The sequence below is a fragment of the Caballeronia sp. RCC_10 genome (genome assembly GCF_041360715.1).
In the GTDB taxonomy this organism is placed as follows: Bacteria; Pseudomonadota; Gammaproteobacteria; order Burkholderiales; family Burkholderiaceae; genus Caballeronia; species Caballeronia grimmiae.
The window spans coordinates 1-13,932 of sequence record NZ_JBFUPT010000058.1; the positions used below are offsets into that span (position 1 = coordinate 1).

4 protein-coding genes and 2 pseudogenes are annotated in these 13,932 nt (G+C 60.3%); 3 read left to right on the plus strand and 3 right to left on the minus strand.

Annotation, left to right across the window (positions count from 1 at the left end; all coding sequences use genetic code 11):
• The first annotated feature begins 661 nt into the window (after nucleotides 1-661).
• Nucleotides 662-1,861 (plus strand): tyrosinase family protein, encoded by a 1,200-nt coding sequence (locus tag AB6804_RS30510; RefSeq protein WP_370889637.1) that lies wholly within the window; start codon nucleotides 662-664, stop codon nucleotides 1,859-1,861.
• 334 nt (nucleotides 1,862-2,195) lie between these two features.
• On the opposite strand, the pseudogene AB6804_RS30515 reads toward AB6804_RS30510, so the two are convergent.
• A pseudogene (locus AB6804_RS30515) lies at nucleotides 2,196-2,599 on the minus strand (hypothetical protein).
• A gap of 474 nt (nucleotides 2,600-3,073) precedes the next feature.
• On the opposite strand from AB6804_RS30515, the gene AB6804_RS30520 reads away from it, so the two are divergent.
• On the plus strand, nucleotides 3,074-4,690 hold the full coding sequence (locus AB6804_RS30520; RefSeq protein ID WP_370889638.1) for an alkaline phosphatase: 1,617 nt from the start codon (nucleotides 3,074-3,076) through the stop codon (nucleotides 4,688-4,690).
• A 44-nt stretch (nucleotides 4,691-4,734) separates the two neighbouring features.
• Nucleotides 4,735-5,100: a hypothetical protein gene (locus tag AB6804_RS30525; RefSeq protein ID WP_370889639.1), complete on the plus strand. Its 366-nt coding sequence runs from the start codon at nucleotides 4,735-4,737 to the stop codon at nucleotides 5,098-5,100.
• 338 nt (nucleotides 5,101-5,438) lie between these two features.
• Here AB6804_RS30525 and AB6804_RS30530 read toward each other — a convergent pair whose 3' ends face one another.
• Both AB6804_RS30530 and AB6804_RS30535 read right to left on the minus strand, forming a co-directional pair.
• Nucleotides 5,439-7,601, minus strand: a complete 2,163-nt coding sequence (locus tag AB6804_RS30530; RefSeq protein WP_370889640.1) for a response regulator — start codon at nucleotides 7,599-7,601, stop codon at nucleotides 5,439-5,441.
• An 8-nt stretch (nucleotides 7,602-7,609) separates the two neighbouring features.
• Nucleotides 7,610-13,293: pseudogene (locus AB6804_RS30535) on the minus strand (HAMP domain-containing protein); the annotation flags it as partial.
• Between the last annotated feature and the right edge of the window lie 639 nt (nucleotides 13,294-13,932).

A 13,932-nucleotide genomic window follows, 5' to 3' on the forward strand; every position in this document is an offset into this window, starting at 1 on the left:
CCTGAACAGAAACATTGGTTCGAAACCCGACATCTCTACTTAGCGGGAACCCCGACATTTGAACTTAGCGGCAGCATTTTTAGTTAGCCAGCTAACTTATAGGGTTCCGAGCCCGCCCACGTTTCCCGTGAAACCAATTGGGGCCGGACCGCCTAACTTAGCCGAAAAGAAATTCGTTGCGCGGAATCGTCGCAATTGAGTTCGGAAAAACCTATGCCTGATAATACGAACTATCAGGCATTGAGCGGTCGTCGCGTGGAGTTGGAACTAGCGCAGCAACGCCGCTCAGAGCGCGGTACCAAGCAAGAACCGAGGGCCCCACAAACACCGACCGTTCTCGGTCAACGGCTCGAGTTTTTCGCATACATTAATGCCCGACTCAAGCTCCGAAATCCAGAAGTACGGTGATATAGCCTACTCGTTTTGGCGCTGCCACCACCACCGAAATCGCTTGCATTTCGGTTAGCGACGCTAGCGACAATGCCTGCGAGAAATGTGCGACTCCTAACGTTAAAGCCCGTGTTCCGCATTCGGTCGAAGCCGATATCGGATATGGTGTCGCTAAACACTTAACACACCACACCGGATCAGACGTCCGTGCGCCGCTTTGCCGTTTCGTAAGGATTGCATATCTAACGCTGAAAACGTCAGAGGTATCGCTGTGTCAAAAATCGACGAGACTCGCCGCACCTTGCTGAAAGGATCAGCTGCTGCAACAATGATGTCGTTGTCCCCGTTAAGCAGGTCGGCAGCAGTTGACCGCACGAGACTGGAATGGCAGGTTTTTAAAACCACGCCGCAATATGCGTCGTTTCTCAATGCCGTGGAAGTTATGAAAGCGGCGAGCAATCCAAACAAGCCCAACTCGTGGGCGTACTGGGTGAACGTACACGTCAAATACTGTCCGCATACCAAACCGTATTTTTTCGCATGGCATCGCGGCTTTCTTTATTGCTTTGAACAGCAATTAAGAGCGGTATCGGGCGACAACTCACTTGCTTTGCCTTTCTGGGACTACTACTCTTATCCGACAATACCGAGCGAATTTACTGACAGTGCCACGGGCAATCCGTTGTTTGTCAGCGGGCGCGTCAATACGGATGTACGTGGAGCGCTGACAATGGCGCCCTTCGCGAGGACAATCGCGAACTTTCAACGCGGCACTCAAAGGTCATACGAGGCATCGTTCGAGGCTGCGCCGCATAATCCCATTCACGACATCATCGGCGGCTGGATGGCCGACATGCAGTCACCAACGGACCCCATCTTTTTTCTGGATCAAGCAAACGTGGACCGGCTACTTGACGCCTGGGCGAGAACGCCCAGGGCGAGGTATCCAGCGCCGAGTAGCGCTTACTGGCAAGGATCGTTCACATACGCGCCCGGACTTACCATGGCTAAGTCAAGAACCTACGAACCGTCGCAGCTAAACTACCAGTATGCGGATACCCGGTTGCCAACGGTGCTTCCACCGAACGCCCAGCTCGGCAAAGTCATTCGGGTGCAGGCACACGCTCCCCGGATGCACGGGCGGCCGCCCGTCGCTAAGTTTCCACGGACACCGCCGCGGCAAATCAAAGCTAACAGGCGCTCGCTCGGCGGGGCTGCGAATCTTGCACTCGACCACCATTCAGTAAGTGCACTGATTTCTGTGTCGTCACCGGACGCGACGGCGCTTCAGGATACAGTGGGCAGCTCCTCGGCGTTTCCGGTGGACTCGAAGACTCAAGCTGAGCGAAAAGTCAACGGCCGGTTCAAGTACGCGAACATCGTACTCGACAGCGCGGCAGTGACCGCTCTCGGAAAGCAAGGCGATACTTCTACAACGTCTACGTCAATTTGCCGTCGAGCGGTGATATAGACGCTAGCACTGAGTCTCGCTTCGTTGGGACCGTAGGCCCGTTCGAAGTCTCTGCGGCGACACATCACTCAGATGGGACACTGGTACTTCCTGCCAACGATGCGCTGCTTGGTTTGTCAGCGACAGAATTGACGCAAGTCGTCGTTTCTCTTGTCCGGATCGACGGTCCGACCTCACCTAAGGGCGTGGGATGGTGGTAGGTGAACTGCGCATCGAGCTGTCCGCGGATTCAGACTGAGGGGCTGCGCGGCACGGGCATACAGAAGTGGCCGCGCAGAGTCGCACCTCCAGTCGGGGCCGGACGCGGCGCAACGATGGACTCGCGCGTCCTGTGTCATCGGAGTTCCCGCGCCCACGCCGCGCGGACGCGGCGCCCACGGTCTTCAAGAAAATATGAAGCGGCGAGCGCGAGCAGGCCGGCCGTCAAGCCGGTCAACACGTGCTTCAGCCACGGGATGCGATAGTGGCTGCGGTGCGAGAAGACATCGCCTAGCGCGGTAAGCAGTCCGGCCATCAGCGGATTGCCGAAGCTCAGGCCATAGATGCGCTTCACCGCCGGCACGAAGCTCAACAGCACGGCCAGCATGCCGGTGAGCACGCCTGTGCGCAGCGCGACGGCCCAGTGGGCGAGGCTCAGCACTTGCCCCAGCCTTCCGGCATGCAGGTGATGCATGCGCGGACCGGCTGCTAGAAACGCTGAACGAAAACACGGACGCGGCGCTTCCGATCGATCGACATTACGGTGAATCATCGAGTTCGCGGTGAACCGTTGCTTACGTCGTCGAGCGGCGATGATACGACGAGTATGGTAGGCCCGGTTAGCAAATGCAGACCGGTGGCGACTTGGCTTCGTTGAAGAAAAACGAGAACCCCACGGTGGCCGAGCTAGCCGCGTCGCGAAAGGCGGGATCCGACCCATCGCCGTTCCGGGACGATCTCTATTCTCCCGCGGACTTGAAGTACGCGCAGCGCGTCGTTGGGTTGGGCGCCTTTTGTATCGCCGGTTTCGCGGCGAGGTGCTGAGACCAGCTTAAATCGCCGGCTTGCCTATCACGACCTTGAGTGGTCGATCATTGAGCCGAACGATGCCGCGCTCAACGGTGCAGGCAACGAAGCAAGCGTTGAAACAAAAACGACACGGTTACGCTCTACCATCGCCGGTTCGACGCAGCGCACAACAACCCCATCATTCAGTTCCAAAGGAAGCTCGCCATGCCGGATCGCATCGTCAAACCGTCCCGACGCACCTTGCTGAAGGGCCTCGTTTCCGGCACGGGGCTCGCGCTCACGCGCGCGGGACTTGCCGATGCCCTCGCGCAAGGCGTCGCGCCCGCCGTCGTTACCGCCGATAAGTTGCGTCCGCAACTGCCCAGCGGCGTAATGAGCGGCGACGTCACCGCGACGAGCGGCATCGTCTGGAGCCGCACCGACCGGCCCGCGCGCATGATCGTCGAGTATTCGACGAGCGAAAGCTTCAAGACGTTTCAGCGCCGCGTCGGACCGGCCGCGCTCGAAAGCAGCGGCTTTACGCAGCGCGTCGATCTGACCGGCCTGCCCCCCGGCGCCGATGTGTACTATCGCGTGCGCTTCGCCGATCTCGTCGATGGGAAAGCCTTTAGCGAACCGGTGACGGGACGTCTGCGCACGGCATCGATCGATGCGGACAAGCTGATCTGTTTCGTCTTCTCCGGCGATGAAGCTGGGCAAGGCTGGGGCATCAACGAGCGCTTCGGCGGCTATCGCATCTATGAAGCGATGCGTCGCGAAGCGCCGGACTTCTTCATCCATCAGGGCGATCAGATCTATGCGGACAGCGTGATCGAGCCGGAAGTGAAACTGCCCGACGGCACGATCTGGACGAACATCGTCACCGAAGGAAAGTCGCATGTCGCGCAGACACTCGACGATTATCGCGCCGCATTTGCCTACAACCAGCTTGATAAAAACAAGCGCCGCTTCGCAGCCGAAGTGCCGTTCCTCGTGCAATGGGACGATCACGAAGTGCGTAACAACTGGTATCCGGGACAAGTGATCGGCGAAGCAGAGAAGCGTTATCAGACGCGTGCGATCAACCTGCTCGAAGCGCGCGCGAAGCAGGCGATGTTCGAATACAACCCGTATCGCATCAATCAGCTCGATCCGGAACAGGTGTATCGCGGCTTTCAGTTCGGCCCGCTGCTCGATGTGTTCATGCTCGACGAGCGTTCGTATCGCGGCGCGAACTCGCCGAACAGGCAGACGCGTCTCGATGCGGACTCTGCGTTCCTCGGCTCGCAGCAGACCGCGTGGCTGAAGGCTTCGCTCAAGGCGTCGCGCGCGACCTGGAAGATCATCGCCAGCGACATGCCGATCTCGCTCGTCGTGCCCGATGGAAACCCCGATGTGCCAAAGGGCACGTTCGAGGCCTGGGCGAACGCGGACGACGGCGCGCCGTCCGGCCGCGAACTGGAACTCGCCGACATCCTCCGCTTCATCAAGCGGGAAGATATCAAGAACGTCGTGTGGATCACGGCGGACGTGCACTACGCGCAGGCGACGCACTACGATCCGTCGCGCGCCAGGTTCACGGACTTCAAGCCGTTCTGGGAATTCGTGGGCGGGCCGATCAACGCGGGCACGTTCGGCCCTAACGATCTCGACATGACGTTCGGTCCGGAACTGCGATATGTCAGCGTGCCGAAGGACAATCCGCAGAACCGCTCCCCAGCCGCCCTGCAGCAGTTCTATGGCCGCGCGAAGATCGATCCCGCGAGCCGGGCGCTGACGGTCTCGTTGCACGACCTCGACGGCAAGTCCCTCTACGAAGTGAAGCTCGACGTCGAAGCGTGAGCGTCATCCAAGCGGCGAGCTTCGTCGCCAGTGCGGCGACGTGCTTGCCTTCCAATCCGGCCGCGCAGATGCTACTCAACGGGAGTTGGCCAGAGGACGAACCGACGCCGATCTATCTGTCATCAGAAGACGATGCGCGCCTACAGGCCGTCTGCGTTGCGACGGGAGGCGCTGCGTTCAAGGAACTGCGGAACACGGCGATCGTGGCGCTCTTTCTGGCCTCCGGAGTGACGGCGGCCGAGTTGAGACAACTGAGGGTCGATGATCTCGAAGTAGTCGGCGGCCGCCCCACTGTCTTCGTGGAGAAGCACGGGCCTCGCATCGCGCGTCGAGTGTCCATCGATGATTTTGCCGTCGACGTGCTACGCGACTACCATGACGCGCGGCGACGCATACGGTGCGCGACGTAATGGTTGTTCACCGCTACCCCAGCAGGAAAACCGATGCAGCCTGACAAGATGCTCGAATGCGTGCGTGCAGCCCTTAAGCGAGGCGGCTTGGCTGAGGCCGACGAGAAGCCGCGCTTGCTCAGGAACACCTTTTGTCGGCGACACATAGTCGAAGGCAAGACCAACGAGCAGGTGAGCAACCTCATAGGCTTATCGAGCGCCCGCCCAACGTCTATCAGCCGCGGGCACGCCAATCGTGCCTGGGCGAGCTGATCTAGATCGACGGCTGCGAGCATCGCTGGTTCAGGGAGCGCGCGCCACAATGCACGCTGCTGGTTGCAGGTCCACGATCATCCAATTCAGGCCGGCCGCCCCTGATCCTCCGCACCGGTACCTTCGTGCATCATGTGTGTCGAAATCAGTTCTACCAGCGAAGTCAAATCGGCGGGCTTGATCAGGTGATGATCGATCCCCGCCGAACGCGACTTCCGACGATCTTCATCTTGACCATAACCGCTCACGGCGATCAGCAGGCAGTCGCGCAAGGAATCATCGGCACGAATGGCCCTGGCGACTTCATATCCATTCATCCCGGGAAGACCAATGTCAAGGATGGCAATCCGCGGTTCGAACTCTTTTGCAAGCGCCAACGCGGAAACGCCGTCGTGCGTGCATTGCACCTCGTAGCCGTGTAATTCAAGAAAAATCTTGAGGCTCTCCGTGGAAGCGATGGAATCGTCCACGACGAGCACCCGCACGTCCCGCTTGCGGCGCAGCGGCAACACATTGGCGACGGGCGTCGGCTTGTCCGCTGCGCAAGCTGCCGGCAATTCCACGGTGAACGTCGCGCCTCGCCCGCGGCCCCTGCTCCAGCAACGGATCGAGCCTCCGTGCAGTTCAGTCAGATGGCGAGCAAGCGTGAGCCCGATCCCCAATCCCCCCTGTGCGCGATCGAGCGCGCTATCACCCTGGGCGAACAGATCGAAGACGCGCGGAAGGAGCTTTGGGTCGATTCCCTCGCCGTCGTCGATCACCGTGACGACTGCGCTTCCGCCGGAGAAACCCGTCGAAAGACTGATATGCCCGCCGGGAGGCGTGAACTTAGAGGCATTGTTCAATAGATTAGCGACAACCTGCGTGAGGCGAACGACGTCCCCTTCTATCACTACGTCGTCTTCTTTTTGCTCGCATGAGAAGGCCTGCGAGCGGTTGGCGAAGTGGGGCCGACTCGTTTCGATCGCGCGTTCGACAACGGTCCGCAAGTGAACCGGCTCCCGCTTGAGCGCTACCGTGCCGCGCGCGATTCGTGAAACATCAAGCAGGTCGTCGACGATTCGCACCATATGACCGAGTTGATTGCCAATGATCCGGGTCGCCCACTTCATCATCTTCGAATCGCCCGGCTCCGCGCTCCGCATCACGCTCACCGCGTTTGAAATTGGCGCTAGCGGATTTCGCAGCTCATGGGCGAGCATCGCAAGGAATTCGTTCTTGCGCCGGTCCTCGTCGCGCAACGCAGAGAATAGAAACGCGTTCTCCAGCGCGATGGAGGCTCGGCTCACGAACTCGGTGACGACGGGCGCTGGCTGGCGACTTTCATCGCAGCGGACAACACCGAAGCAAAGCACTGCCTTGCGCTCCGCGCCGCTCAGCACTAAATGGAACCTAAGCTCTTCGAACTTGACGGAGTGTTGCTCATCTTCCCCACCGGCGGGCCACCCAAAGACGCGCTCCGCCTCGCTTCGGCATACGAGGCTTTCGCCTCTATCCAGAGTCTGCTTCGCGAGCTCATAAAATCGCCCGAGCGGCGCGATTGCGTCGATCTCCTGCCCGCGCGCCGGATCGATCAGGGCACGCACGGCGGGGCCGTAGCGCAACGATGTCGGTGGCGTCACGTCCCCGTCCACTTCGAGGTACATGCATGCGAGATCCGCCAACGCCGGTACCGAGGTTTCCAAAATTCGGTTAAGCGTTGTCTGGACATCCAACGAGCGCGTGAGCAGATGACTCACATGCGACAGAAAATCGGCGCGCTGGCGAGCCTCATCGGCGGATGCGCGCTGTGCTTCTGCCCGCGCGAGCGCTTCCCGCTGCTCTGCTCGGACTCGCAGTTCGCGGTTCATGCAAAACATCTGCACGAACACGCGGACCTTCGCACTGAGAATCTCCGGCACAACAGGCGACGAAATGTAATTGACCGCCCCGAGGGAATAACCTCTCGCCATCTCGGCATCGTCGGCGTAGGCGGTGACGAAGATGATTGGAGTCGATGCCGTCGGGCGGTAGGAGCGCAGCATGCTGGCCGTCTCGAAGCCATTCATGTCGGGCATGTTCACGTCGAGCAGGATGACCGCGAACTCCTCTTGCAGCACTGCCTTGAGCGCCTCCCGCCCAGACGACACGCTGACGACTTCCTGGTCGGGTCCGTCGAGCACCGAGCGCAGGACCATGTGCTGGCTCGGCAGATCATCCACCACCAGGATCTTCACTTTGTCTTCAACGGAGACATCGAACGTGGCCATAGCTGCTCCTAGCGATGCAGCCACGCATGGAGCACGGCGACCAGATCATCCCGGTTGACCGGCTTCGAGAGATAGTCCCACGCGCCGGCCTCAATGCACTTCTCGCGATCGCCTTTCATCGCTTTGGCCGTCACTGCGATGATCGGCAACGTCTTGCCGACCGGTCGCTTGCGAATCTCGCGCATCGTGGTCAAGCCGTCCATCTCGGGCATCATAACGTCCATCATGACGATGTCGATTTCGTGATCCGACTCGACCTGCCGTATCGCATCGCGCCCGTTGTCGGCCCAGACATGCCGCATGCCGAGGTCTTCCATGATCGTCGCGAGCGCGAAGATGTTGCGCATGTCGTCATCGACGATCAGTGCCTTGACCCCTTGCAACGCGCGCTGCGATGCATGTAACGCGTTCAGTACGGTCCTGGACTGTGCGGGGAGCCGCTTTGTATCGAGGTGAAGCGCGGCGACGCTTAAATCCAGAAGCCGGTCGCCGGTCGGTGCGTGTTGCACGAAGAAGCGTTCCCGGACGCGTTCCCAGCGTTTTGGCGGACTATCGCCGGCCGCGCTCACGACCACCGGAAGCGGCGCGAAGCAGTCCCGAGCGACGAGCGTGGTTTCGATCAGCTCCGGGGAAACGCCAGGCAAGTCATCGGCGAGCACGAGCGCATCGACGGCCTGCGACGACAGTTCTTGCACCAGGGCATCGTGCGAATCGGCAAATATCCCACGGACGTGCATGCCTTGCAACGCGCCGCAAAGCAACTCCCGCTCCGCTCCCGGCGGGATGGCTACGAGGATCGCGCGCTGCTCCGCTTCGATGTATCGGCCCATGGATGCTAGCGCGCGATCCAGAATGGCGAGCGATTCGACGGGCTTGGGCAAAAACGCGAAAGCGCCGGAGCGAAGCGCGCGCTCGCGCGATTCATCGGTCGAGATGACGCACACGGGAATATGCCGCGTAGACATGTCGTTTTTCAGCCGCGCGAGAATCCGCCAGCCGTCCATATCGGGCAAATACAGATCTAGCGTCAGAAGATCAGGCTTGTACTGGTCGGCGAGCGTCAGGGCGGAAGCACCCAGCGCGGTCGTCAGGGCTTTAAATCCGCGCTGGCGCGTCGCATCGACCAGCACGCGAGCGAAAGCCGGATCGTTCTCGACAATCAGCACGACTCGTTCGCCGGGAACGATGTTGTCCCGGTCATCGACGATGTATGCGCTCGACACTTCGTGCGCGACCTCGGCAACCAGATCGGATTGCGTCGCCAGGGCTACAAAGCCGTCGCTCAAGGACGAGGCGCCGTCCGAGGCGCCGTCCAAAGCAATGGCCCGCGTCTGTTCTCGGCTGGCCGGCTTTCTGCGCCCCGGTTTTCCGAGGTCGTTCGCGCATGGTAAAAAGAGCGTGAACGTGCTCCCCTCGTTCGGCATGCTGCTCAGCCGGATCTCCCCGCCCAGCAGTTTCGACAACTCGCGGCTGATCGCCAGTCCCAACCCGGTGCCGCCATACTTGCGGCTGGTGCTGCCGTCGGCCTGCTGGAAAGCCTCGAATACGATCTGCTGTTTGTCCGCTGAAATTCCGATGCCTGTGTCGTGAACAGAGAATGCGATCACACTTCCCGCGCTGTTCAGCGTGGCATTGTCCTCACTCCATCCGGCGTGCACGTCGTCTATCGACAGCGAAACTCGGCCTTGATGCGTGAACTTGAATGCGTTGGACAATAGGTTCTTCAGGATCTGTTGCAACCGCTTGAGGTCGGTCACGATCGAAACCGGCACATCGCTGCCGAGATGAATGACGAAATCGACGTTGCGCGCCTCTGCGATGTGACGGAAAGTGCGTTCGACGTACGTCGTCAGGTCGAGGAGACGATGCTCGTGAACGTCGAGGACAACCGTTCCCGACTCGATCTTCGAAAGGTCCAGAATGTCGTTGATCAGCAGCAGCAGGTCGTTCCCCGAGGCATGAATCGTTCGCGAATATTCGATCTGCCTGGTGGACAAGTTGCCGTCGGAATTCTTGCAGAGCTGGTCCGACAAGATGAGCAGGCTATTGAGAGGGGTGCGCAACTCATGCGACATGTTGGCGAGAAACTCCGACTTGTACTTTGACGTCAGCGCAAGCTGCTTGGCTTTGTCTTCGAGCGCCTGACGCGCCTGTTCAACTTCCGAGTTTTTGCGCTCCACTTCGTGATTCTGATGCGCGAGCAGCCTTGCCTTCTCCTGCAGTTCCTCGTTCGTCTGCTGGAGTTCTTCCTGCCGGCTCTGCAACTCATGCGCGAGCGACTGCGACTGCTTGAGCAGATCTTCGGTACGCGTGTTGGCTTCGATCGTGTTGATGACGATGCCGATACTTTCGGTCAGCTGGTCGAGAAACGCCAGGTGGGTCGAGTTGAAGCACTCGAGAGAGGCGAGCTCGATCACGCCCTTGACCTGCCCCTCGAAAACGATCGGCATCACGAGGACGTTTTGCGGCATTACACGGAGCAGGCCCGATTCGATCCGGTAGTCGACGGACGCCGAAGGCGCGAGGAGAATTTTGCGCTTCTCGAACGCGCACTGACCGACGAGCCCTTCTCCGAGCTGGACGCGCTTGCCGTGCGCGTTATGGCCGTCTGAAGCGTAGCTCGCGACGAGCCTTAGGGAAGCGGCCTGATCGATGGTATCGAAAACGAAAAATTCAGCCTGCTGCACCCCGACGACCGGCGCGAGTTCCGAGAGAATGAGTTGGCCCACCGCGACGAGATCTTTCTGCCCCTGCAGCATGCGGCTGAACTTCGCAAGATTGGTCTTGAGCCAGTCCTGCTCAGTGTTGAGCTCCGTGGTGTCCTTCAGGTTACGGATCATCTCGTTGATCGTATCCTTGAGCGCGGCGACTTCGCCGAGCGCCTCGACAGTGATCGAGCGCGTCAGGTCGCCTTGCGTCACGGCGGTCGCCACTTCGGCGATCGCGCGCACTTGCGTCGTCAGGTTGGCGGCGAGCTGATTGACGTTCTCGGTCAATCCCTTCCACGTGCCGGCCGCGCCCGGCACCTTCGCCTGCCCGCCGAGTTTGCCTTCGACACCCACTTCCCGCGCGACGGTTGTCACCTGGTCAGCAAAGGTAGCGAGCGTGTCCGTCATGCCGTTGATAGTATCGGCGAGCGCCGCGATTTCGCCTTTCGCCTCCACGGTGAGCTTGCGGTCCAAATCGCCGTTCGCCACTGCGGTTACGACTCGTGCGATGCCGCGGACTTGGCTCGTCAGGTTGCCGGCCATGAAATTGACGTTGTCGGTCAGATCCTTCCAGGTGCCCGCGACACCCTGGACGTCCGCCTGACCGCCAAGTTTGCCTTCCGTACCGACCTCCCGCGCGACCCGCGTCACCTCCGACGCGAACGAACGCAACTGATCCACCATCGTGTTGATGGTGTTCTTCAGCTCGAGAATCTCGCCCTTCACGTCGACTGTGATCTTCTTCGAAAGGTCGCCTGCCGCGACCGCTTTCGTCACGTCCGCGATGTTGCGAACCTGGCTCGTCAGATTGCCGGCCATGAAGTTCACCGAATCGGTCAGATCCAGGTGCCCGCGACGCCCTGCACGTCCGCCTGTCCACCGAGCTTGCCGAGCGTGCCGACCTCGCGCGCGACGCGCGTCACTTCGGAGGCGAATGAGCCGAGCTGATCGACCATCGTGTTGATCGTATTTTTCAGTTCGAGAATCTCGCCCTTGACGTCAACCGTGATCTTCTTCGAGAGGTCGCCCGCCGCGACCGCCTTGGTCACGTCGGCAATGTTGCGCACCTGGCTCGTCAGGTTGCCGGCCATGAAATTCACGTTGTCGGTAAGATCCTTCCAGGTTCCGGCGACACCCTGCACGTCGGCCTGTCCGCCAAGCTTCCCTTCGGTGCCAACCTCGCGCGCTACCCGCGTCACCTCCGAGGCGAATGAGCGCAACTGATCCACCATCGTGTTGATCGTGTTCTTGAGTTCGAGGATTTCACCCTTCACATCGACGGTGATCTTCTTCGAAAGATCGCCCGCGGCGACCGCCGTCGTCACGTCCGCGATGTTGCGCACCTGCGCAGTCAAGTTGCTGCCCATCGAGTTGACCGAGTCGGTCAAGTCCTTCCATGTTCCCGCCACCCCTTGCACGTTGGCCTGACCGCCGAGCTTGCCTTCCGTGCCGACCTCTCGCGCGACACGTGTCACTTCCGAGGCGAACGAGCGCAACTGGTCGACCATCGTGTTGATCGTGTTCTTGAGCTCGAGGATTTCGCCCTTGACGTCCACCGTAATCTTCTTCGAGAGGTCGCCCGCAGCGACAGCGGTGGTCACCTCGGCAATGTTACGCACCTGCGCGGTCAGATTGCCGCCCATTGAATTCACCGAATCGGTGAGGTCCTTCCACGTTCCGGCTACGCCCTGCACATCGGCCTGACCACCCAGCTTGCCTTCAGTCCCGACTTCGCGCGCGACGCGTGTCACTTCCGACGCGAACGAGCTCAACTGGTCAACCATCGTATTGATGGTGTTCTTCAGTTCAAGGATTTCGCCTTTCACGTCGACCGTGATCTTCTTCGAGAGATCGCCGGCGGCCACGGCGGTAGTCACGTCCGCGATGTTGCGCACCTGAGCAGTCAGGTTACTGCCCATCGAGTTGACGGAGTCAGTCAGGTCCTTCCACGTTCCGGCGACACCTTTCACGTCGGCCTGGCCGCCGAGCTTGCCTTCCGTACCGACTTCGCGCGCCACGCGTGTCACTTCCGAAGCAAAGGATCTCAACTGATCGACCATCGTGTTGATGGTGTTCTTCAGTTCGAGGATTTCACCCTTCACATCGACGGTGATTTTCTTCGAAAGGTCGCCGGCCGCCACGGCCGTCGTGACTTCTGCGATATTGCGCACCTGGCTCGTCAGATTGCCCGCCATGAAGTTGACGTTGTCGGTCAGGTCCTTCCACGTTCCCGCGACGCCCTTGACATCCGCTTGGCCGCCGAGCTTGCCTTCGGTGCCCACCTCGCGCGCCACCCGCGTCACCTCGGAGGCGAACGAGCGCAACTGATCGACCATCGTGTTGATGGTGTTTTTCAACTCAAGAATTTCGCCCTTGACGTCGACGGTGATTTTCTTGGACAAGTCGCCCGCCGCGACCGCCTTGGTCACTTCCGCGATGTTTCGCACCTGGCTCGTCAGGTTTCCGGCCATTGAGTTCACGGAATCGGTCAGGTCTTTCCATGTGCCGGCGACGCCCTGCACGTCCGCCTGACCGCCGAGTTCGCCTTCGGTGCCGACCTCGCGCGCGACGCGCGTGACCTCCGCCGCAAACGTGCCGAGTTGCTCCACCATTCGGTTAATGATCTTCGCCGTGCGCAGAAATTCGCCTTCGAGCGCCCGTCCGTCCGCTTCGAGCGCCATGCTCTTGCTGAGATCGCCCTGCGCCACCGCGCCGATGACGCGTGCCACTTCGCTGGTTGGGTGGACCAGATCGACGATCAGCGAATTGACCGCGTCGATCGAGCGCCGCCAGAAACCGCGGGGATCGGGCAATGTGGCACGCTCGTGAATGCGACCTTCCTTTCCGACGGCCCGGCTGAGTCGCGCGAGCTCGTCAGACATGCGGATATTCTGATCGAGGACATCGTTGAAGACGTCCGCGAGCTTGCCATGCAGACCATGCCAGTCGGCGGGAAGCGCGGCGGCCTCTCCCTTTCTCAGAGCGACGAGCGAGCTGTAGATTTCCCGGGTACACGCGCTTGCACTATCAGTCTCTGCTATCAATGCGTTGAACTGACGGGCCTGTTGCAGCCAGAAGCCGCTCCGCCCTTCTTCTTCGACCCTCGGCACACTGCCTGCGCGTGCTGTCGTATTCCCGGCGGCACGTCCGAACGCGAGCGCCTGATGCATGCATTGGTCAGCCAGCATGTTCAGTTGCGCTGCGAGCTGTCCTTTGCTGCCGGTCCAGTCGGCTGGCAACTCCGGTACAGCCTCTCCTTCCCGCAAGGCAGTGACGACCCGCACCATCAATTGGATCTCACTGTCGGTGAGCGTATCTTTTTCTTCCGATATGGCGTTCATTCGAATCCCCGTCCGGGAGTGTTCGTCAAGCGGTGTGGCGGCCGCCATCATGCGTGTGAATTCGGGTTTGCGTGACATCACGATACGGTCCCGAACACCTGAGGGAGCATAAGCACAGGCTCAAGAACGACCCCTTCTAGGCGCGCGCGATCATATACCAATTAGATTAAGCGATGCTTAGAGCAAGCCCGAATCGATTGGTTAAGGAGCGTCTGCACAAGGCGTTTTCGACGCGTGCGACAGGCGTGGACGTAAGCTCGCTCGAAACAATATGTGTTGAAG